The organism is Xenorhabdus beddingii, assembly GCF_002127545.1.
Taxonomy (GTDB): domain Bacteria; phylum Pseudomonadota; class Gammaproteobacteria; order Enterobacterales; family Enterobacteriaceae; genus Xenorhabdus; species Xenorhabdus beddingii.
Map to the genome: position 1 here is coordinate 110,638 of NZ_MUBK01000008.1, position 21,608 is coordinate 132,245.

Annotated in this window: 19 protein-coding genes; 13 read left to right on the top strand and 6 right to left on the bottom strand. The window is 44.7% G+C overall.

Annotated elements, in window-relative coordinates; all coding sequences use genetic code 11:
* The first annotated feature begins 206 nt into the window (after positions 1-206).
* Entirely contained in the window at positions 207-911 is a 705-nt protein-coding gene (locus tag Xbed_RS06935; RefSeq protein ID WP_086112183.1) for a pirin family protein, read from the top strand.
* 112 nt (positions 912-1,023) lie between these two features.
* Here the strand turns inward: Xbed_RS06935 and pckA are convergent, their stop codons facing one another.
* The 4 genes from pckA to Xbed_RS06955 all read right to left on the bottom strand — a co-directional run bounded on the left by pckA (position 1,024) and on the right by Xbed_RS06955 (position 6,409).
* Positions 1,024-2,643, bottom strand: a complete 1,620-nt coding sequence (gene pckA / locus Xbed_RS06940; RefSeq protein ID WP_086112184.1) for a phosphoenolpyruvate carboxykinase (ATP) — start codon at positions 2,641-2,643, stop codon at positions 1,024-1,026.
* A 250-nt stretch (positions 2,644-2,893) separates the two neighbouring features.
* A complete protein-coding gene (hslO, locus tag Xbed_RS06945; RefSeq protein WP_086112185.1) occupies positions 2,894-3,766 on the bottom strand; it encodes an Hsp33 family molecular chaperone HslO in 873 nt (290 codons plus the stop codon).
* 26 nt (positions 3,767-3,792) lie between these two features.
* Positions 3,793-4,206: a ribosome-associated heat shock protein Hsp15 gene (gene hslR / locus Xbed_RS06950; protein WP_086112217.1), complete on the bottom strand. Its 414-nt coding sequence runs from the start codon at positions 4,204-4,206 to the stop codon at positions 3,793-3,795.
* Between the two features lie 94 nt (positions 4,207-4,300).
* A complete protein-coding gene (locus Xbed_RS06955; protein ID WP_086112186.1) occupies positions 4,301-6,409 on the bottom strand; it encodes an IgaA/UmoB family intracellular growth attenuator in 2,109 nt (702 codons plus the stop codon).
* 355 nt (positions 6,410-6,764) lie between these two features.
* Here Xbed_RS06955 and nudE point away from each other — a divergent pair, with 355 nt between their 5' ends.
* The gene (nudE, locus tag Xbed_RS06960; RefSeq protein WP_086112187.1) at positions 6,765-7,322 is read left to right on the top strand and encodes an ADP compounds hydrolase NudE; all 558 of its coding nucleotides are present in this window, start codon (positions 6,765-6,767) and stop codon (positions 7,320-7,322) included.
* Positions 7,323-7,625: 303 nt separating this feature from the next.
* On the opposite strand, the gene mrcA is transcribed toward nudE, so the two are convergent.
* A complete protein-coding gene (mrcA, locus tag Xbed_RS06965) occupies positions 7,626-10,154 on the bottom strand; it encodes a peptidoglycan glycosyltransferase/peptidoglycan DD-transpeptidase MrcA (RefSeq protein ID WP_086112188.1) in 2,529 nt (842 codons plus the stop codon).
* A gap of 208 nt (positions 10,155-10,362) precedes the next feature.
* On the opposite strand from mrcA, the gene pilM reads away from it, so the two are divergent.
* The 11 genes from pilM (at position 10,363) to trpS (ending at position 20,078) form a co-directional block, all read left to right on the top strand.
* Complete coding sequence (pilM, locus tag Xbed_RS06970; protein WP_086112189.1) at positions 10,363-11,226, top strand: type IV pilus biogenesis protein PilM; 864 nt, start codon at positions 10,363-10,365, stop codon at positions 11,224-11,226.
* Positions 11,226-11,777 (top strand): PilN domain-containing protein, encoded by a 552-nt coding sequence (locus tag Xbed_RS06975; RefSeq protein WP_086112190.1) that lies wholly within the window; start codon positions 11,226-11,228, stop codon positions 11,775-11,777. Before pilM ends, Xbed_RS06975 begins: the two co-directional genes overlap by 1 nt.
* Entirely contained in the window at positions 11,767-12,369 is a 603-nt protein-coding gene (locus Xbed_RS06980; RefSeq protein ID WP_086112191.1) for a hypothetical protein, read from the top strand. The genes Xbed_RS06975 and Xbed_RS06980 overlap by 11 nt, the downstream gene beginning before the upstream one ends.
* Positions 12,366-13,445, top strand: coding sequence for a transporter (locus Xbed_RS06985; RefSeq protein ID WP_086112192.1), 1,080 nt, complete (start codon positions 12,366-12,368; stop codon positions 13,443-13,445). The genes Xbed_RS06980 and Xbed_RS06985 overlap by 4 nt, the downstream gene beginning before the upstream one ends.
* A 392-nt stretch (positions 13,446-13,837) precedes the next feature.
* Positions 13,838-14,359, top strand: a complete 522-nt coding sequence (aroK, locus tag Xbed_RS06990; protein ID WP_139837465.1) for a shikimate kinase AroK — start codon at positions 13,838-13,840, stop codon at positions 14,357-14,359.
* Positions 14,360-14,404: 45 nt separating this feature from the next.
* Complete coding sequence (aroB, locus tag Xbed_RS06995) at positions 14,405-15,505, top strand: 3-dehydroquinate synthase (RefSeq protein WP_086112193.1); 1,101 nt, start codon at positions 14,405-14,407, stop codon at positions 15,503-15,505.
* A 236-nt stretch (positions 15,506-15,741) separates the two neighbouring features.
* On the top strand, positions 15,742-16,680 hold the full coding sequence (locus Xbed_RS07000; protein ID WP_086112194.1) for an SPOR domain-containing protein: 939 nt from the start codon (positions 15,742-15,744) through the stop codon (positions 16,678-16,680).
* Between the two features lie 85 nt (positions 16,681-16,765).
* Positions 16,766-17,584 carry an adenine-specific DNA-methyltransferase gene (gene dam, locus Xbed_RS07005; RefSeq protein ID WP_086112195.1) on the top strand — a complete coding sequence of 273 codons (819 nt, stop codon included), beginning with the start codon at positions 16,766-16,768 and terminating at the stop codon, positions 17,582-17,584.
* Positions 17,585-17,642: 58 nt separating this feature from the next.
* On the top strand, positions 17,643-18,317 hold the full coding sequence (rpe, locus tag Xbed_RS07010; protein ID WP_086112196.1) for a ribulose-phosphate 3-epimerase: 675 nt from the start codon (positions 17,643-17,645) through the stop codon (positions 18,315-18,317).
* Positions 18,317-19,039 carry a phosphoglycolate phosphatase gene (locus Xbed_RS07015; protein WP_086112197.1) on the top strand — a complete coding sequence of 241 codons (723 nt, stop codon included), beginning with the start codon at positions 18,317-18,319 and terminating at the stop codon, positions 19,037-19,039. The genes rpe and Xbed_RS07015 overlap by 1 nt, the downstream gene beginning before the upstream one ends.
* A gap of 4 nt (positions 19,040-19,043) precedes the next feature.
* Positions 19,044-20,078, top strand: coding sequence for a tryptophan--tRNA ligase (gene trpS / locus Xbed_RS07020; RefSeq protein WP_086112198.1), 1,035 nt, complete (start codon positions 19,044-19,046; stop codon positions 20,076-20,078).
* Between the two features lie 92 nt (positions 20,079-20,170).
* On the opposite strand, the gene Xbed_RS07025 is transcribed toward trpS, so the two are convergent.
* Positions 20,171-21,220 (bottom strand): glycosyltransferase, encoded by a 1,050-nt coding sequence (locus tag Xbed_RS07025; protein WP_086112199.1) that lies wholly within the window; start codon positions 21,218-21,220, stop codon positions 20,171-20,173.
* Between the last annotated feature and the right edge of the window lie 388 nt (positions 21,221-21,608).

The following is a 21,608-nucleotide window of genomic DNA, read 5'->3' on the forward strand; positions in this document are numbered from 1 at the left end:
CCGACCCCACTTAGCCCTAAAATATCAAACGCCCGATGACGTACATCATCAGGCGGTGATGAGTAAAATAAGTGTCAACGTATATCAGGACTAGACACTGTCCGTCGAATATTATTCAAAATTTTTGAAATCCAAGATTAAAATTCCCATCTTTTATATTTCAGCCCTTCCACTAGACTACAAAAAAACATTGAGGGGTTTTGAAAATGATCTACTTACGTCGAGCTTCAGAACGAGGTCATGCCAATCATGGTTGGCTGGACAGTTGGCATACCTTTTCGTTTGCTAACTATTATGATGCAGATTTCATGGGATTTTCCGCTCTCAGAGTCATTAATGAAGATGTGATTGATGCGGGTCAGGGATTCGGTATGCATCCTCACAAGGATATGGAGATATTGACCTATGTACTGTCCGGGGCGGTAGAACATCAAGACAGCATGGGGAATCAGGGACAGGTGCCGGCGGGAGAATTCCAGATTATGAGTGCCGGTACGGGTATTCGTCATTCAGAATATAACCCACATCATGATAGACCATTACATCTTTACCAAATCTGGATCATGCCTGACAAAACAGGACTCACTCCCCGTTATGAACAGCGTCGCTTTGAGACTGTTGCAGGCCGCCAGTTAATCCTTTCTCCTGATGCCCGTGCGGGTTCACTGCACGTTTTTCAGGATATGACGTTGTGGCGTTGGCTATTTAAAAATAATAAAAATAGTCAAAATGGCGAATATCATCCGGAAAAAAACCGGAAAATCTGGATTCAGGTTATTCATGGTGAAGTGATGGTTAATGGAATACAGGCGACCACCAGCGATGGTGTCGCTATCTGGGATGAGTCCCTTCTCCAAATAACGGCCAATCAGGAAAGTGAAATTCTTTTGTTTGATCTGCCATCTCACTGATGCCAGCCTGAATGCCACAGTATTGCTCTATATTGAGTCGAAAAATAAGTTGAGAATGAATCCCATCCGGCCGGATGGGATTCATTCAGGGAAATGGCTTAATAAAACAGAATTACAGTTTAGGGCCGGCTTTCACCAAGGCAGCTCCCGCCGCAGTATCGGTATATTTATCGAAGTTATCGCTAAAACGCCGGGCCAGATCTTTGGCTTTCACATCCCATTCGGATTTATCCGCGTAGGTGTTGCGGGGATCAAGAATACCGGTATCAACACCCGGCAACGCGGTCGGAACCGCCAAATCAAAAATCGGCAGTTCGATAGTATCCGCATCTTCAATATCCCCACTTAAGATAGCATCGATAATCGCACGGGTATCTTTGATAGAAATACGCTTGCCTGTGCCATTCCAGCCCGTATTAACCAGATAGGCTTTCGCACCTGATGCCTGCATACGCTTAACCAGAACTTCTGCATATTGTGTCGGATGCAATGACAGGAACGCGGCACCAAAGCAGGCAGAGAAGGTCGGTGTGGGTTCCGTCACACCCCGTTCAGTTCCCGCCAGTTTCGCGGTAAAGCCTGACAGGAAGTGATATTGAGTCTGTTCTGGCGTCAGGCGGGAAACCGGAGGCAATACACCGAAAGCGTCTGCCGTCAGGAAAATCACTTTAGTCGCGTGTCCGGCTTTTGATATTGGCTTAACGATGTTATCAATGTGGTAGATAGGATAAGAGACGCGGGTATTTTCTGTCTTGGAACCATCATTAAAATCCACCGTGCCATCCGCCAATACCGTGACGTTCTCCAGCAAGGCATCACGGCGAATAGCATGATAGATATCCGGCTCGGCTTCTTTGGACAGGTTGATGGTTTTCGCGTAGCAACCTCCTTCGAAGTTAAACACGCCGTCATCATCCCAGCCATGCTCATCATCACCGATTAATTTACGCTTCGGATCAGTGGAAAGCGTGGTTTTGCCCGTACCGGAAAGTCCGAAGAAAATAGCGACATCGCCCTTTTCGCCCACGTTGGCAGAACAGTGCATGGAAGCAATGCCCTTCAGTGGCAGCAGGTAGTTCATCATTGAGAACATCCCTTTTTTCATTTCCCCACCGTACCAGGTGCCACCAATCAACTGCATACGCTCTGTCAGGTTAAACGCAACAAAGTTTTCAGAATTCAGTCCCTGCTCTTTCCATTGCGGATTCGTGCACTTGGCACCGTTCATCACAATGAAATCAGGCGTAAAGCCAACCAACTCTTCGTCTGAGGGGCGGATAAACATGTTTTTCACAAAATGCGCCTGCCACGCTACCTCTGTGATAAAACGGACTTTCAGCCGTGTATCTGCGTTGGCGCCACAGAAAGCATCCACAACAAACAAACGTTTGCCTGAAAGTTGTTGAGTCACCAATCCCTTAAGATGCGACCAAGTTTCCTGACTGAGCGGTTTGTTATCATTCTTGCCTTTACCCTGATCAGCCCACCATACGGTATCGCGGGTAACATCATCACGGACAATGTATTTATCTTTCGGGGAACGTCCGGTAAAGATACCCGTATCTACGGCGATAGCACCAAGATCCGTTAATGTGCCACGCTCATATCCTTGTAGAGAGGATTGGGTTTCTTCAGAGAATAACAACTCATAACTTGGGTTATAAACAATTTCACTCACACCACGAATACCATAAACCGCAAGTTCCTGCTCAGTAATGCCTGTCACGCTCATTTGTTGCTCCTGGTCAGTTATACTTTATCTCTGTGGGGGATAATAAATAATTATGACTAATTAACCGCGATTATTATCAAAAAAATGAAATTCCATTATTTTTTTTAAGTTTATATGAGACACAGGACACGAAATGATGAAGGGAGATTTAAGGGTAAAAATTTAAGGATAAAAAGGGCGTATGTCACGCCCCATGAAAATCGTTGTTCACAATGAGTGCAACGGGTCGAGTTTAGTGCAACGGCCAAATTTAGTGCAACTGTTCTTTTTTCGGCGCTTTCAATGCGCTGATATCTTTCTCATTGAAAACATAATGCGTACCACAGAATTCACACTCCATGTCGATTTTGCCATCGTTGTGCAAAATTTCTTGCAGGTCCGCATCCGGTAACGTAACTAACGTATTAGCACAACGTTGTTGGGAGCAAGTGCAACGAAATACCACCTGCTGAGGCTCATATAATGTGACATCTTCTTCATGATACAGACGATGTAAAATCTCTTTCGCATCCAGAGTAAACAACTCTTCTCCCTTAATGGTTGCAGTGAGTTGCACCAGATGATCAAGAACCTCTTCGCTGCCTTCCTGCGCCCCCGGCAAAATCTGCAATAACATACCACCTGCGGCCATTTTTCCATCCTGCATGCCAGTCCGGATAAACAGGCGGGTTGGCAACTGCTCAGACTGTTTGAAATACGCATCCAGACATTCCGCCAATGTATCGCCTTCAAGCGCCACAACGCCCTGATAACGCTCACCTTCTGTCGGCGTAACGGTAATGACCATATAGCCATTGCCGATCATGTCCCGCAGACGACTTCCCGCATTAATATCACCGTCAATGCGTGCCGTACCGCGCATCTGCTGCTGGTTGTTGCCATTAATTACCGCTAATTTCACCGGGCCATCACCCTGAATCTGTACCGTGATATCGCCATTGAATTTCAATGTCGCCGTCAACAGACTGGTTGCGACCAACAATTCACCCAATAACTGCTGTACGGGTTGAGGGAAATGGTGGTTTTCCAGCATCTGCTGGTAAGTTTCACCGACGGAAACCAGTTCCCCTCTCACAGAGTGAGTTTCAAATAAAAAACGGTGCAATTGGTCATGCTTGGTCATAAATCTCTCTCATTTCACTGAGACGGTTATTCCGACTCATTTAATTTGGTGTTCTTGAATTTAATCAGTGTACGCCGTTCTTTTTTATCTGGGCGACGATTCGGATGCGGCATCGTAAGCGCATGCATTTTACGCGCCAATGCCGTTTTTTCCCGATTGATAATACTTTCTGCCGTTTCCTGATAAAGTTGCTGGGCTTCAGTGGCGCTACGCCTGTGGCTGTTCAATGCCAGAACAATCACCGTTTTTTCATCATTCCCCTGACGCAGTTTGATTTTTGCATTCAACTCAACCAGCTTACTCGGCTTACTCCGTTGCCCATTATAATGGACTTTTCCCCCCTCAATCATTTCTCGTGCCATAGAGCGGGTTTTGTAAAAACGTGCAGCCCACAGCCATTTGTCAAGACGAATAGCCTGTTCGGTGTCTGAATTCAGCATGATTGTTTCTCCCAATGATCTCATCCTACTATCTCATCCTACTGGCCAATCGGTGCTGGCAAAAAACGGCGTGAGGGTAACACAGCCCCTCGGATCATCGCCAATCCGCCGGCGGTGGGGATGAGTTGAAACAGTTATCGTAGTATGTCGTGATATTTTGCAGCCGCTGCTGATTTTTCTGCCTTTTCTTGATAATGATGATGACGTTGATAGTGAACGTCGCCAACAATATTGCCAGTAGCAGACAGCTTCCCAGATAACGAATAAGGTCAGTGGAATCGGGTTCACGATGCAGCATGATATGGAGGGTGCCATTCGCATCTTCAGACAATTTCGTCACAATGCCCCCGGTTTCAAACGGCGTCCTCATCAACATTTCTAAAAGAAACTGCAATTCCTGCCATCGATCCAAAGCGGTGTGTTCATACATATTGCCTACCCGCATCGGATATTCGATTAATGCCCGGTCTTCGTCACTGAGCAGCAAAACCCCGCCCGGGGACGGGCTATTAACCAGAACGGACGCTTTTTTTATTTCCTGATGGATAAATGAGGCAGTCGTCATATCAACCAGTTTTTCCAACGCATCGGCACTGGCACCACGCAATAACACTTTGGCGTCATCCAGCTTGCCGTTTTCAGCATCGTTTAATAGTTCATCCCAATTTCTGGCATTCCCCAAATTGACCAGCGCATTTTTCAGGCGATGACAATCTGGGTTTTTCTCGCACAAGTTACGGGTATGCAAGATAATTTGTGGAAAATTGTCGAGTAGGATCATGCCCGATTTCGCAATGGCTTCATTCAGGCTTGAGTTGACTTTTCTGCCATTTTCACCCGGATGCAATTGTTTACTGACAGCGGTAATCAGTGCCGATGCATTCTCAATGACGTCAGATTCCAGTATGGGCAAGGGTGTTTCGCTGTTCCAATAGATCCCATAGCAATCAAATGGGGCGAAAATCGTGATATTGACTTCGGGTATCAGATCGGGCGGCACATAGCACATCCCGATACCTTTGACCTTCAGTACATCCCCTGGTTTCAGCGGCATTTTTCGCAGCTCGGTGAAACTGGTTATCACCTCGGTATTGCTGCCATATAGCCAAGCCAAACTGAGCCGCATGGATAAACTCACGGGTTGATGAAAGTACAGCAATGACATGGCAAATAGCGAGAAAGCCAGCAATATCAGATTCTTTCGGTAACGCTGATAAGGATAGTGTTTTTCTTCTTCATGTAAGGAAAGATAACGCCCCTGCCGGACAACATGGCCGTTGGTGTACATATCGATATCGGTATTCTGGTCAAGATCATGGGAAACATAGGGTTCCCAGTGAGCCGGATAAATGAGATCAATACCGCCCAATGAAATATTTTTTCTTTGCTCCGGTTCAAACTCACTGAATACCCCCCAATGTTTGGGAATACCGCTGAAACAATGAATATTGGATAATTTTCGGCTCGAAGGCAATCGGAAATGCTGCCAGAAACTGCCCAATATGCACAAAAAAGCAACCAGCATTAACCAGGGCACCATGGGTATGGGCAAGAAAAGGGCAACAAACCAGGCAGAAAGCCCCATGCACATGAGAATGCCTTCCTGTATGCCGGTTGAATATCTCAGGCGATGCTCTTCCAGTGTCTCCTTGCGGGCATGCAGTAAGTTAGCTCGCGAATTACCATTCTTTTGAATGGATGCCTGCTCTGTTTTCGCCATGGCGCGCGGAATGGGCAAATCTTGCTGATAATCTTTCAGAAAGTGACTATTGACTGCGATGACAAGCGGCATCGAGGTTGTCTGAACAATTTCAATGGTATTCTGCTGCTTGATAAATGGCTCAAGCAAAACAGGCAAATGTATTTCCGTTTCATCAAGATAATAACGCCAATGGTGAACGTCTTCCCTGGCGGAAGAAAAACGGGTAATAGGCTGGCTGATAGTATAAACATTCTCATTTTTGACAGATAACACGGGGTAGCCGGCTTGATGCTGACGACCCTGCTCCATCAGCAGACGGGTATTCTTCAAATAAGATTCAATGGATTGATATTCATCAGCATTCAACTTACGACTGGCTATTTTGGTCACTGACAACAAATAACGCGCATTATCAAACCGCCTCCATCTGAAATTCAGAAAGGAAGCCATTATAATCAGGCTAATGATAAAAATAGCCAATATAATGACCAATGAGCTCATTTTTTTCTCCACGCCCATGACAGCAGTACAGAGACTGGCAGAATAACAATCTCGTGAAACATACGGAATCAGGCTATTCCTATTCTTGCCTTCCATTTTAATTTTATTTACAAAAGGTTATATAAAATTTCTTATACCTTTCCATAAAATAGCGGTTTTTTGCAAGGGTAAGATAGCAACAAAAAGGCATTCAAGCGATAATCGCTATCATTCACTCACATAATCAGCCATATTAAAGCAAAGTTTGGGGTGTCTCCAATTTCATCACCAGACTTGAATTAACTGTGCAGATCGAATTAATTGGGCGCACTACTGTTTTCAATTAGCCAGCACATGGCAACCATCAGGGGCAAGCATGATTGATCATAAAAAACCTAAGATATTGAATGTAAATGATATTGCCCACTCACGTTTATTCAATATTCAATCTGTTGATCTTGAATTCAGCAATGGTGTAAAACGGGTTTACGAGCGTATGAAACCCACCCATCGTGAAGCTGTTCTCATTATTCCCATTATCGGGGATGAGTTAGTCCTGATTCACGAATATGCAGTCGGGATTGAACAATACGAGTTAGGCTTTCCAAAAGGTGCCATTGATGCCGGAGAAAATGTTTTTGAAGCCGCCAACCGGGAATTGAAGGAAGAAATTGGTTTCGGCGCGGGAAAACTGGAACTGCTGAAAAAATTGACGATGGCACCCTCTTATTTTTCCAGCCGGATGAATATCATGATTGCTCATGACCTGTATCCCGAACGTCTGGAAGGTGATGAACCTGAACCCTTGGTGCAAAAACGCTGGCCTATCTCTGAAATGATGTCATTGCTGGAACATCCGGATTTCAACGAAGCCAGGAATGTCTGCGCTCTATTTTTTGCTCAACGCTACCTGCAAGCAAAAAATAATGAGTGATTTCAGTCAAATTAATGGCAAAAACGGGTGTAAAAATGGATATTACAAGACCCATTTTCACACCCGTTAAAAAATAGAAATAAAAAATCACCCAAATAAAGTAAGGTTTAATTTTATTTTCATAACAATGAAATATTATCTCACAAAAATAATTTTGTTTATTAAAAATAACAAATAAGCCCCTTTATTATTTATTCAGCATTCATTCCTATCGTGGTCATCTCTTTCATATAAAAAGCCCCATCAGTTTTCCGACGGAGCTTTTAGCTTTGATCTACGTTATTTTGACTGCCTGAAACTCAATCAGAACAACTCACGGCTTTCACCATTTTCAGTCACTGTCGTTCCGACATCCGGCACAGCATATTCCGTCGGTTGTGTCCCATCGATGAAATATTCTTTGCGGGTATCTCCGCCACCAGAAGATAATTTACCCGTCGCTCGATCAATGGTGACAGAGACAATACCAGCCGGAGGGTCCATCATTTTCACAGGAACACCTTCCAAGGCGGATTTCATGAAATCATCCCAGATGGGTTGCGCCGTTTTCGCGCCCCCTTCGCCTTTTGTTACCGGAGTGCGCCCCAGACTTCGGCTGTGTTCATCGAAACCAATCCAAACCGTCGCCACCCTATCCGGACCATAACCAGAGAACCAGGCATCTTTCGAGCTGTTGGTCGTCCCCGTTTTGCCACCAATGTCACGGCGTTTTAAATCACGGGCAGCACGCCAGCCTGTTCCCATCCAATTCGACTCACCAAAGATATTGGTGTTCAAGGCATCATGGATCAGGAATGCAAGCGGTGTACTGATAACATGAGGGGCGTAATGGTCATCGACGTTAGCATTGGGCGATACCCCCTTCAGATCGGGTTGAGGCGGCAAAGCTGAATTTTGCGGAACATCAGAATGAGCCACATTTTCAATGGAGTCTTCGGACAATTCGATGGAGCGCGCCGTATCACCATAAATGACCGGAATATTTTCACATTGCGGGCAGGCGATTTTAGGCTTGGCTTCAAACAGTACCTTTCCTTCATCATTTTCGATTTTGCTGATGAAGTAAGGATCAACCAAATACCCGCCATTCGCCATCACCGCATAACCGCGTACCAACTGCATCGGGGTAAAAGACGGGGAACCCAAAGCTAAGGACTCGGTGCGTACCACGTTTTCACCCGGCAAACCGAAACGCTGCAAATAATCCGCCGCATAATCGACACCCATTGCACGCATGGCACGAACCATCACCACGTTTTTGGATTGCCCCAAGCCCCGACGCAGGCGAATAGGCCCCTCGTAAGACGGGGGTGAGTTTTTCGGACGCCAATCTGTCCCGGCTCCGGCATCCCAACGGCTGATTGGCGCATCATTCAGCAAAGAAGCCAACGTCAGCCCTTTGTCCATCGCAGCGGTATACAGGAACGGCTTGATATTGGAACCGACCTGACGCAATGATTGTGTCACACGGTTAAATTTACTCAGCTCAAAATCAAATCCACCGACCAACGCTTCTACCGCACCATTCATCGGATTGATGGAAACCAGCGCAGCATTGACATCCGGCAGTTGCGCCAACCACCAGATGTCATTGACTTTTCTTACCCAAATCTGTTCGCCCGCCTGAATGACTTCATTGACACTACGAGGAACCGGCCCTTGCAAACTGTCAGTTTTAAATGGACGCGCCCAGCGAACACCAGCCATCGTCAGCTCAACTTTACTGCCATCCACCAACATAGCTTCTGCCTGACTGGGGCTGGATTTCGTCACAACGGCCGGCACCAGCGGCCCATACTGGGACAGGGCTTTCAGCTTATCGATAATTTGCGTTTGGCTCCATGCCGGTTGGCTGGTTTTCCACAACACTTGCTGCGCACCGCGATAACCATGACGGACATCATAATCAATCACATTGGTACGGACAGCATTCACCGCCGCCAACTGGGTTTTGCGCGTAATGGTGGTATAGACTTTATAGCCATCGGTATAAGCATTTTCGCCATAACGGTTGATCATTTCCTGACGAACCATTTCGGTCAAATAAAACGCAGAAAAAACAGTCTGTGGGGTATGGTAACGGGCAACCAATTTTTCTTCTCTGGCTTCATTATACTGGCGCCGGGAGATATACCCCTCTTCCAGCATCCGTCCCAGTACCACATTACGGCGATTGATAGCCCGATCATAGGAGTAAATTGGGTTAAACGTTGAAGGTGCTTTCGGCAATCCGGCAATCATCGCCATCTCACTCAATGTCAGCTCATTGACGTTCTTGCCAAAATAGACGTGAGCCGCAGCACCCACGCCATAGGCACGATAACCGAGATAGATCTTGTTGAGATATAACTCAAGGATTTCATCTTTCGTCAACAGTTGTTCGATTTTAATGGCCAGAAAGGCTTCTTTCGCCTTACGTATCAGGGTCTTCTCTCGGCTGAGGAAAAAGTTTCTCGCAAGCTGCTGAGTGATGGTGCTCGCCCCCTGAGAAGCATGACCCGAAGTCATCACAACAGAAACCGCCCGGATAACCCCAATCGGATCAACACCGTGATGATCATAAAAACGACTATCTTCTGTGGCAATAAACGCTTTCACCATGAGAGGCGGCACTTCGGATAGGGTAAGGGGCAGACGACGTTTTTCACCATATTGGGCTATCAATTCGCCATCAGCACTGAACACCTGCATAGGTGTTTGCAATCGGACATCCTTTAGAGTTGCGACATCAGGCAACTGTGGCTCGATATATTTGTATAAACCAAAAATCGAGGCAGTTCCCAATAAAATGCAAACAACGATAAGGATCAAAAAATACTTTATGAACTTCACCTGAAATTTCTCACGCCATGTTAATCGGGTAGTTTATAAACGATCAGTACGTAGTATAAAAGGCAGTACGTAGTATAAAAGGCTTAGTAGAAAGAACTTAGTATAAAGGCTATACAACCCTATGGATATGACCTTTCATGAATACGGTCGTCATAAATAACGACGTTCATTAATGAACGCTGTTAATAGTAGATAAGGAGATCTCTACATGTATCCATCTAAATGGTATATCGGACTGGATATCCAGGATCATTACATTCGTGCCCTCGCAGCCATTAAACGTCGTGACGGCTGGCAACTCCGACATTGCTGGCAATATCGTTTATCAAACGAAATTATTTCAGGGGGACGGCTACAGCATCCTGAAAAATTACTTCCTATCTTAATGCAATGGAGACCAATATTACCCAAAAATATTAGCTTGAGGTTAGCTCTCCCTATTCAACAAACCTTACAGCGCCAGATAACCTTACCCAACCATACCGCATTGCAGGAGCCTGAACTTGGCTGGTTCGTGCATGCCAAAGCTGAAAAGCAATTTCCCGTCAGCGATCTTGCATTGGACTATCGCGTTCATGGTCAGCAGGTTTACCTCTGTGCTACCCGCCAAAAAGATCTCAACCTCTGGCTAAATTTATTGGCGGATATCAATTTATCCCCAGATGCCATAGATATTTCGCCCTGCGCGCTACGTTATGCCGCCAAACACGCAGGAATACCGGATGACAGTTGGTTGGTCCACAGACGCATGACGGACTGGCTGTGGGTTGCCCCCGCCAATCATTCTGTTGGCTATGGGTTGGTGGCATCACAACCTTATCCTCATCTAACCCAAGTTATCAGCCAGTTACCCATGACGCCGGAAACTGAAGGCGATGCAATCTATTATAGTGATGAGGAACAACTTACATCGGTAAATCTCACTGCGGCACAAGCCGCTTCGGTGCCGATAGAACCCGCTAATCTCTGGCAAGTTTTGGCGGCATTCCGCCATTATCATCCCCCATTACCAGAGCAAATCAATGCATTCACCATTGCCGCAGGTCTGGCGCTCAGGCCGGATGACCAATAATGATGTATCAAGTCAATTTCTTACCCTGGCGGCAGAAAAGGCTAAAGAGAAAATGTCAAATATGGGGATTATCACTCTGTTTGCAGGCCATTGCATGGGTCACAGTATTGATCTTCATTTCAATCCAGCAAACAAGCCAGATTGCACAATATCGGGGGCAGTTAACAGAAATTGAGCACCAATTGGCTCAAGTACAACAAGCTATCAAAGAAATTGATCAGGCCGTTCATCACCATAACCAACTGACACAACAATTACGGAAAAAGCAGGTATTCATGGAACAGAATCAACGGTATTTACAGTTATTTCGTCAACTTCCCCATTTATTGCCAGAAAAAAGCTGGCTTACTGCATTTAGCGACGACAGTGGACAGTTGATCTTTACCGCGCACAGCCAAAACTACGCGGAGATATCCGATTTGCTGGATAATCTGACAGACGAGACAGCACTTATCAATGTACAACTGCAAAAAATGACCACAACTGAGGATCACCTTAAAGCCTTTACGATTGATGCAGACTGGCTGACCGGGGGATCCCGTGAAAAATAATTATCTTGAATGGTTTCACTGGCCGACATGGTTGTTGTTTCTCTTGCAGCAATTGCTCACCATTCCATTGCTATTGGGATTCTATTTTCTCGCCTGGCAGGATCATCAGTATGAAATTCAGGCCCTACAGAGCAATATTACGGAACATCAGCACAATACGATGCAGTATCAACAGCGGATTGCTGCGCTGCCATCCCTGCATGACACTCAGCAGAAAATCCAGCGGATAACGACAGAACTCGGTCAGGACACTCAAGCGACGTCCAAACCGGCTAGCGTGCTAAAACGACTGCATATGCCGCTCATCCATTCTAGTGGCCAGTTGATTGAATGGAAAACGCATAAAGAAAACAATCAGCTTTTCTGGCACATCAAGCTGTCACTCAATTATGCTCAATTTCTCCATTTTCTGGATGAAATCCAGCAACTGCAACCCCCGTTACTGATTAAACATCTCACAATTACGCCGGCTGATGATTGGCTGACTGTCCGTATGGTTTTATCAGATATCCCTTTACCGGAAACAACCCTACCGGAAATAGCTCAACCAGACAGGATACAACCCGCGTCTGCCCATGAGAGGGAATCATGAACAGATACGCATTGATCCTGCTAACCTGCCTGTTACTGCCGGGTTACAGTTTTTCTGAAGAAAACAGCGGCGGGGAAGATCCAACCTTCAAAATGTCGGTGAGAAACCCGTTCCAGCCCCCTATGGCACCCAAAGAGGACGACACTGATTTCCCCCCGGCCGCCTACGATGAACCAGAACAGGAGATAGAATATCAAGCGATTACCCTGCTATACGCCGATGCTGGGCAGATAGCAGAACAGTTGCAGAAAAATCGCCCGGCCCTACTGACAAAATGGGGAAAAGTTGAACACGACCATTTAACCAACAGTTTGATATTAGAAGATAAGTTTGATGCGATTACCCGTATCAAAAACTGGCTGAAAGAAGTCGATACACCACAGCAACAAGTACAGATTACGGCACATATTGTTACCAGTAGCAGGGAAGCGCTGCATGAACTGGGCATTCATTGGGGCATGGTCGCTGATCCACTGAATCGATCAATGGGGCTAAATCGCTTGAATCTACATCAACCCGCCGGTACTCAGCGCCATCGATTAGTGCTGAATACCGCCCGTATCCATGCGAACTTGCTGGAAATGGAACTCAGCGCACTGGAGCAGGAAAACCAACTCGATATTATTGCCAGCCCACGGCTGACAGCTTCACACCAGCAACCCGCCAGTATCAAGCAGGGTTCTGACATCCCTTATGTCGTGCAAAATAAGGACAAAACAACCATTCAATTTAAAGAAGCCGTATTAGGTATGGAAGTCACTCCCCAGATTTTGAGACAGGGAAAAATTCGACTGGCACTGAAAATTAGCCAGAATTCCCCCGGTTTTCCTATCAGTCAGGGAGGAAATGAAAATTTGGCCATTGATAAACAAGAAATTATGACCCAAGTGACGGTCAGAAATGGGGAAACCTTGATTTTAGGTGGGATATTTCAACAGAAAAAAGGCGCTAGCCTACAAAAAGTCCCCTATCTGTCAGATATTCCGCTGTTGGGTTCATTATTTAATCAAAAAGGAGAACAACACAGCCGAAGAGAACTCGTAATTTTTATTACACCTCAATTGAGTGACATTTAATCAAATAAAAAATATCACTTATATATCAGCTAATTAATAAAAGTAATTGTGCGTTTTTTATCAAATTGCCGACCATTTTTCTTGGTCTGACCTGTTTATGGATTTGACGCTGAGAGCAATTTAGCATACAAGGATTAACTAATTGAGTGAGCGGGTCTAACATCACAAGTCAGAGCCTATTATATATGAGGCTCTCAACCAACCAACAAGCATGAGCCTGATAACAGAGACTCGTGCCAAATTTATATAGTTGCAATACAGGTTGATGTACTGAGATAATTTTCCCATCTGATCTCACATTCTCACTCATGAGGTTTCAGTTTAGGTCCCGCGGCTAATCTGATTGGCGGGGCGGGTTATCATTAACAAATAGTCTTAGTAATACCAAAAACATGGCAGAGAAACGCAATATCTTTCTGGTTGGGCCTATGGGTGCCGGCAAAAGCACTATTGGTCGTCAGTTAGCTCAGCAACTCAATATGGAGTTTTACGACTCCGATCAAGAAATTGAGCGACGTACCGGAGCTGACGTGGGCTGGGTATTTGATGTGGAAGGCGAAGACGGCTTCCGCGACCGCGAAGAAAAAATAATTAACGAACTGACTGAAAAACAAGGCATCGTATTGGCTACCGGAGGGGGTTCCGTTAAATCCAAAGAAACCCGCAATCGCCTGTCTGCCCGTGGTGTGGTCGTCTATTTAGAAACAACCATCGAAAAACAGTTAGCTCGTACCCAGCGCGATAAAAAACGCCCTTTACTTCAGGTTGATGCACCAGCACGAGAAGTTTTGGAAAATTTGGCTGATGAGCGTAATCCTCTTTATGAGGAAATTGCCGACGTGACTATTCGTACGGATGAGCAAAGCGCCAAAGTCGTCGCTAACCAAATCATTGAATTACTGGAAAAAAACTGATTATAGCGAGTCCGCACGGCGGCAAACGATAAGGCGAAAGCTGATATGGAACAAGTGACTGTTACGTTAGGTGAAAGAAGCTACCCAATTACCATAGCCGAAGGGCTATTTTCTGACAATGAGGCATTCAAGCCCCTGCAAGCCGGCCAACAAGTCATGATAGTGACCAACGAAACGCTTGCACCCCTGTATCTTGAACAGGTGAAGTCCACATTGCAAAGAATGGATCTTCGGGTAAATGAAGTTATCTTGCCTGACGGTGAACAGTACAAATCACTTTTTGTGCTTAATGACATCTTTTCCGCCCTGCTGGAAAATAATCATGGTCGTGACACAACACTTATCGCTCTCGGTGGTGGTGTAATCGGTGATATGACGGGGTTTGCCGCAGCCAGTTACCAACGCGGCACTCGTTTCATCCAAGTACCCACCACCCTACTTTCTCAGGTTGACTCTTCTGTTGGCGGAAAAACAGGGGTCAACCACCCTCTCGGCAAAAACATGATCGGCGCTTTCTACCAGCCCGCTTCTGTTGTTGTCGATCTCAATTGCTTGAAAACATTGCCCGCCCAAGAGCTGTACGCAGGTCTGGCTGAAGTTATTAAATACGGCATCATTCTGGACGGTGAGTTCTTTAGTTGGCTCGAAGATAATATTGAGAAATTACTGGTTCTCGACAATCAATCAATGGCCTATTGCATTCGCCGCTGCTGCGAATTGAAAGCACAGGTCGTGGCGGCGGATGAACAAGAACGCAGTGGAATGCGGGCGTTGTTAAATCTCGGTCATACATTTGGGCATGCGATTGAAGCTGAAATGGGTTATGGCGTCTGGCTGCACGGTCAGGCAGTAGCTGCAGGTATGGTGATGGCAGCAAGGGCATCTGAGCTTGTTGGCACATTTTCACAACAAGATACCCAACGCATTATTCGCTTGCTTGAACGGGCAAAACTGCCTATCAACGGTCCCGAAAAGATGTCAGCAAAAGCCTATCTTCCCCACATGATGCGCGATAAAAAAGTCTCCGCAGGAAAACTGCATCTGGTGCTGCCCACGGCGATTGGGAAAGCCGGGCTTCGTTCTGATATTGGGCAGGAAGTGATATTGGATGCCATTCGCTTATGTCAGCCATCCACTCGCCAATGACCCGATTTTACTCATAAATTTCAGGTTACCGCTTGCGGTTCAGCAGAGAATCAAAGTGACGGTCAATGCAGTAACGTGGAAGACAATGAGAATAAAAGCTGAATAATGAATCATTTTCTAGCTGTTATGCTATAAAATAGCTACATTATCAGATATAACTTTATCGGTTTTAGTTAGGTCAGACTGCCAAACCTCTTAAATAATAATTGGCAGTATTATCTCTGCTGGGAGGGCATATGGACGAATTAAAATCAGAAAACAAACAACAAACAGAAAACGAATTCAAACCTGATACGTCTGATCGCCGCCCTCAGCGATCCAAAAATCAATCCAATCGACCTAAGCTGGCCGTATCTCGTCAGCAAATGATGATTGGTGTTGGTATTCTGGTGCTTTTGCTTCTGATTATTGCTATCAGTTCTGCATTAAAATCACCCACTGAGCATGAAAAGCAGCAAACGCCAAATACGACCGAAAAGAGTATCGACCTTTCCGGCTCTTCTTCACTTTCCCCCGATACTCAAGGTAGTGAGCAGGAAAATTCATCTATATCTGAAAACCAGGCTCCCACAGCCCATGAACCCTCAATCAATGGCACTCGTGAAATCAGCCCTCCGCCAGTGAGTAGCACCCCAAGCAAAGATCTTGCTCCCGCAACCGGAACGGGGGGTTACAACCAGCGTATCGAATTGCCCGGTGACATCACTGATGCCTTGAATCAGCAACAAAGCAACATCAATAATTCAGTACAAAACACCCTGACGTCACCGCAGGCCAAGCCAACAAAACCAGCCAGCGCTCCCCCTGTTGAGCAGAAAAAAACGGAGAAAGTTGCTCCTCAAAAAGCGGCCACAGGCAATCATCACCTCAATACAAAGAGCATAACTGATGCAGGTGGTGACTTACTGAAAGCCCCCGCCAACCGATTTACGCTTCAATTAAGCAGCGCTAGCCGCTCCGATACTTTGGTTGCTTTCGCGAAAAAACATAACCTGACTAATTACAAGGTTTATGAGACCAAACGTGACGGTAAGACATGGTTTATTTTGATTCATGGTAACTACAGTTCAGTTTCTGATGCTAAAATCGCCATTTCTTCACTCCCTTCGGAAGTGCAGGCTAAAAATCCATGGGTCAGAAAACTACGACAGGTTCAGCAAGATCTGAAAAAATAAAACTATTTTGATTAGGCGCTGATATGCTGTCCTAAACAGAGTACAATCTGCGACTCTGAAATTATTGAATAGCTAATTTGACGGCATGAAAAAAAAACGCGCTTTCTTAAAATGGGCCGGTGGAAAATACCCCTTGGTAGGTGATATTAAACATCATTTGCCACAGGGCGATTGCTTGATTGAGCCATTTGTTGGCGCAGGCTCGGTATTTCTGAATACCGATTATGATTCTTACATTTTATCAGATATCAATAGTGATCTGATCAATCTGTACGACACCGTAAAATCTCGTGCGGATGAGTTTATTAATCATGCCCGTCCATTATTTTCATCGGAATTTAACACCTCCGAAAACTTCTATCGCCTGAGAGAAGAGTTCAACAAAAGCAAAGATCCCTTTCGCCGCAGTTTGTTGTTCCTTTACCTCAATCGGCACTGTTACAACGGCCTCTGTCGATATAATTCACGCGGCGAGTTTAACGTTCCTTTCGGACGCTATAAAAAACCTTATTTTCCAGAAGATGAACTTCACTGGTTTACAGAAAAGTCCCAAAAGGCGACTTTTATCTGCCAGCATTACGAAATCGCACTGAACAACGCACCAAAGGGTTCGGTGATTTATTGCGATCCTCCGTATGCCCCACTTTCGGCCACCGCCAATTTTACGGCTTACCATACAAATAGCTTTAACCTTCTTGATCAGGAAAATCTGGCGCAAATAGCCTATCATCTCTCGTCTCAACAAGGCATCCCGGTACTCATCTCCAATCATGACACACCGATGACACGGGAATGGTATCATCAGGCTTCCCTTTACATTGTTAAAGCCCGCCGGACAATCAGTAGAAATATTCTTGGCCGAAGTAAAGTTGATGAACTTTTGGCGTTATACTGCCAAAAATAATTGAGGTTTCCTGCCCCAGAAATAACGGGGATAAAACAATGAATTGGAGAAGATAATAATGAAGAAAGACTTTCTGATTGCCCCATCCATTCTATCCGCAGATTTCGCCCGATTAGGTGAAGATACCGCTAAGGTTCTGGAAGCCGGCGCTGATGTTGTGCACTTTGACGTCATGGATAACCATTATGTGCCGAATTTGACGATTGGCCCAATGGTCTGTCAGGCATTGCGCGATTACGGCATCACCGCCCCAATTGATGTTCACCTAATGGTAAAGCCGGTTGATCGCATTATTCCTGATTTTGCCAAAGCCGGCGCAACCTATATCACTTTCCATCCTGAAGCCAGCGAGCATCTCGATCGCACCCTGCAACTCATCAAGGAACATGGCTGTAAGGCTGGCTTGGTTTTCAACCCAGCGACACCCCTCAGCTACCTTGATTATGTCTTGGATAAGCTGGATGTGATTTTATTGATGTCCGTTAACCCGGGTTTCGGCGGTCAGTCCTTCATCCCTGAGACTCTGAACAAACTGCGTCAAGTCCGTAAAATCATTGATGACAGCGGATACCCTATCCGTCTTGAAGTTGATGGCGGCATTAAGCCAGATAATATCGCCGCAGCAGCTCAGGCCGGCGCGGATATGTTCGTTGCTGGCTCGGCTATTTTCAGCCAGCCAGATTATAAAGCCGTCGTTGATGAAATGCGTCGCGAATTATCAAAGGTAGCGTAATGACAAATAACGTTGTAAAAGAAATTCGCGCCATTGCATTTGATCTGGATGGCACACTGGTGGACAGTGCCGGCGGTCTGGCGGATGCCCTGGATCAGGCTCTGATGGCCAAAGGATTGCCCGCAGCGGGCAAAGAGCGGGTTGCCATTTGGGTCGGCAACGGTGCTGATGTCATGGTTGAGCGTGCATTGAAATGGGCTGGGGTTGAACCTTCTCCTGCATTGCACCAGGAAACCCGCAAACTGTTTGATGCGTTTTATGAAACTAGCGTAACAACAGGCAGCCAACTGTTTCCTCATGTAAAAGAGACGTTGGCAGAACTGGCAAAACACCATTTACCCATGGCGATTGTCACGAATAAACCCACTCCATTTGTTGCCCCATTGCTGGGATCATTGGGTATCAGTGAGTACTTTTCACTGGTGCTGGGCGGTGATGATGTTAAAGAAAAAAAACCCCATCCCGCACCACTTTATCTAACAATGGGTATGTTTGGCTTACATAAAGAAGAATTGCTTTTTGTGGGTGATTCTCGTAATGATATTTTGGCAGCGCAGGCAGCCGGCTGCCCTTGCGTTGGCTTAACCTATGGATATAACTACGGAGAATCGATAGCATTAAGCCATCCGAATTATATACTGGACCATTTCCCGGATTTACTCCCAACGATTGGACTATCCACTTTGGAACTATTATCTACGTTGAAAAGACAGGAAGCGTAATAAAATGAATGAACCCACTGTAATGAGATCGAACTCCCAAAAACCTATTGTATTCAGCGGTGCACAACCTTCCGGTGAATTGACCATCGGTAACTATATGGGGGCATTGCGTCAGTGGGTTAAAATGCAAGATGAATATGATTGCATCTACTGCATCGTTAACCAGCATGCCATTACCGTGCGCCAAGACCCTACTGAACTGAAAAAACGCACACTGGATACGCTGGCGCTTTACCTTGCCTGCGGAGTTGATCCAAAGAAAAGCACCATCTTCGTCCAGTCACACGCTCCACAACATGCTCAGTTAAGCTGGGTACTGAACTGCTACGCCTATTTTGGTGAACTCAGCCGTATGACTCAGTTTAAGGATAAATCAGCCCGCCATGCAGAAAACATCAATGCAGGGTTATTTGATTATCCCGTTCTGATGGCCGCAGATATTTTGCTTTATCAGGCTAATCAGATCCCTGTCGGCATTGACCAAAAACAGCATCTTGAACTCACCCGTGACTTGGCACTGCGTTTTAATGCCTTATACGGTGACATTTTCACCATTCCAGAACCCTTCATTCCACAAGGTGGCGCTCGTGTGATGTCATTGCAAGATCCGAGCAAAAAAATGTCGAAATCGGATGATAACCGCAATAACGTGATTGCCCTGCTGGAAGATCCTAAATCCGTCGCCAAAAAAATTAAACGCGCCGTTACCGATTCTGAAGAACCACCCCGCGTGCGTTATGATCTGGAAAACAAGCCCGGCGTTTCCAACTTGCTGGATATTCTTGCGGGTGTAACAGGCAAAACTATCCCTGAATTAGAAACTGAGTTTGAAGGCAAAATGTACGGTCACTTGAAAGGGGCTGTTGCAGATGCAGTATGTGAAATGCTGACCGGTTTGCAGGAACGTTTCTATCATTTCCGTAATGATGAAGCCTTACTTAACCAAATCATCGCAGAAGGTGCAGCCAAAGCTCAGGCTCGTGCTCAAGAAACTTTGGATAAAGTCTATGAAGCGGTGGGGCTTATCGCTCATCCATAACAGCTAATCTTATGCAAATGCCAAAGGGGATTCATTGATACCCTTTGGCATATTTTTCGTGCATTGATTTAACATGATTAGATTTAACATTATTACCATTTTAATTTTTTTAATAATTCCTTTAGTTCATTTTGTTCCAACCTCAAGCAAGGCTTGGAAGGAAATTCTGCATCAACATGGTGATGAATCGTTCTATTTTTCTCTCTGAATATTTCCGGTTTTCTCCATTTTCCACTGGCATCCACTTTTTCAAAATAACTTTCATTATTTTTTTCAAATCTAAAGTTAATAGAAGGTATCTGACTTACCGGTAATCTTCCGGTATCATTGTCTTCTAAATATTCTTTATATATTTGCGGCCTTGTATTACCACAAGCAATGTCAAAACGATGTTCTGGAATGGCTCTTGAAGCCACCCATGTATCCTTTACTCCATTCGGGCATTGCCTATAAGGTTCATCATTTATATTCCAATTATGATTTCGCTTCATTTGAGTAACGGGTTCAGATGGGTTAGCTAGATTTAATAGCTTAATTTGTTTAGTAGGAAAAAGTAGATTAACAGGATGAGTCTGTTTTGAGGATGATGCTCTGATTTCATCTGCACTTTTGTAGGTAGGTTTTACAGTAAAATCGAACCTCTTATTAGACGATTCTAAAATAGTTAAAATCGCTGTTGATTTAGCAGGCGCTGCAATAATAGAATTTCCGACAGGCGAGTTACTTTCCCAACGACCTCCATTCAAATTCCCGAAAGAAATTCCCAATGGGGCATCAATATGTTGTAATTTGGCTTCTTTCAAAATAGTAGTAAGGTGCGTTTTTTTTAATTTAACATCAACATCTAAATAAATGCCTCCTTCAGCATATAGAATAACAAGACGAGCAATATCACTCGCCAATGCGTAATTTTGGAAAAATCCATAAACATTACGATAAAACATTGACTCTAAGGTACGGAATTTTCCGCCGAATAACGTAAAAATATCAGAAATTTCTTCTATTTCTCTAATAATAAAAGCATTTAGATTAGATTTTCCTATATAATTACTTTTTACTCTATTTCTACTGAATTTATTAAATTCACACCCAAATACCTCTCCCACATTCACTTCTTTTCTTTCAAATGGAATACTCTCCATTATTTCATTAATTTTTTACTAATTAATGATTTATTACTTACCCATAAATTAATGTCGAAACCCGGGTTCTCCACTTTCATTACAACAATATTTATTAAAAATTCTTTTGGTATATTATTACCCATCCAGAAGTAGTGGATTTTTTTGGTATGCGCATATCAATAAGCTCCTGATTAACCAACTTCATATTAATTTAGCTAAATAAATTAAATTCTCTATAAATTTTTATTTTCGGGTAAATTATAACAATTCGTATAGTATCAATAATATCTTCGTATTTTTTGTGATTTATATCACATTAGAAGATATAATCCATTGTGAATAAAAATTACTGTTTTAATACAGTAAGTTGAAGGAGAAAAAGACTCATCCAAAAGATTTCAAAAAA

What these genes read in the sequence shown, in the direction of transcription:
- Xbed_RS07015 (WP_086112197.1), top strand. Translation starts at nt 18,317, where the DNA reads ATGACAAATAACGTTGTAAAAGAAATTCGCGCCATTGCATTTGATCTG.
- Xbed_RS06985 (WP_086112192.1), top strand. Translation starts at nt 12,366, where the DNA reads ATGAACAGATACGCATTGATCCTGCTAACCTGCCTGTTACTGCCGGGT.
- Xbed_RS06955 (WP_086112186.1), bottom strand. Translation starts at nt 6,409, where the DNA reads ATGAGCTCATTGGTCATTATATTGGCTATTTTTATCATTAGCCTGATT.
- Xbed_RS07025 (WP_086112199.1), bottom strand. Translation starts at nt 21,220, where the DNA reads ATGGAGAGTATTCCATTTGAAAGAAAAGAAGTGAATGTGGGAGAGGTA.
- dam (WP_086112195.1), top strand. Translation starts at nt 16,766, where the DNA reads ATGAAAAAAAAACGCGCTTTCTTAAAATGGGCCGGTGGAAAATACCCC.
- aroB (WP_086112193.1), top strand. Translation starts at nt 14,405, where the DNA reads ATGGAACAAGTGACTGTTACGTTAGGTGAAAGAAGCTACCCAATTACC.
- rpe (WP_086112196.1), top strand. Translation starts at nt 17,643, where the DNA reads ATGAAGAAAGACTTTCTGATTGCCCCATCCATTCTATCCGCAGATTTC.
- Xbed_RS07000 (WP_086112194.1), top strand. Translation starts at nt 15,742, where the DNA reads ATGGACGAATTAAAATCAGAAAACAAACAACAAACAGAAAACGAATTC.
- nudE (WP_086112187.1), top strand. Translation starts at nt 6,765, where the DNA reads ATGATTGATCATAAAAAACCTAAGATATTGAATGTAAATGATATTGCC.
- Xbed_RS06935 (WP_086112183.1), top strand. Translation starts at nt 207, where the DNA reads ATGATCTACTTACGTCGAGCTTCAGAACGAGGTCATGCCAATCATGGT.
- Xbed_RS06975 (WP_086112190.1), top strand. Translation starts at nt 11,226, where the DNA reads ATGATGTATCAAGTCAATTTCTTACCCTGGCGGCAGAAAAGGCTAAAG.
- aroK (WP_139837465.1), top strand. Translation starts at nt 13,838, where the DNA reads ATGGCAGAGAAACGCAATATCTTTCTGGTTGGGCCTATGGGTGCCGGC.
- pilM (WP_086112189.1), top strand. Translation starts at nt 10,363, where the DNA reads ATGTATCCATCTAAATGGTATATCGGACTGGATATCCAGGATCATTAC.
- pckA (WP_086112184.1), bottom strand. Translation starts at nt 2,643, where the DNA reads ATGAGCGTGACAGGCATTACTGAGCAGGAACTTGCGGTTTATGGTATT.
- hslR (WP_086112217.1), bottom strand. Translation starts at nt 4,206, where the DNA reads ATGCTGAATTCAGACACCGAACAGGCTATTCGTCTTGACAAATGGCTG.
- hslO (WP_086112185.1), bottom strand. Translation starts at nt 3,766, where the DNA reads ATGACCAAGCATGACCAATTGCACCGTTTTTTATTTGAAACTCACTCT.
- trpS (WP_086112198.1), top strand. Translation starts at nt 19,044, where the DNA reads ATGAATGAACCCACTGTAATGAGATCGAACTCCCAAAAACCTATTGTA.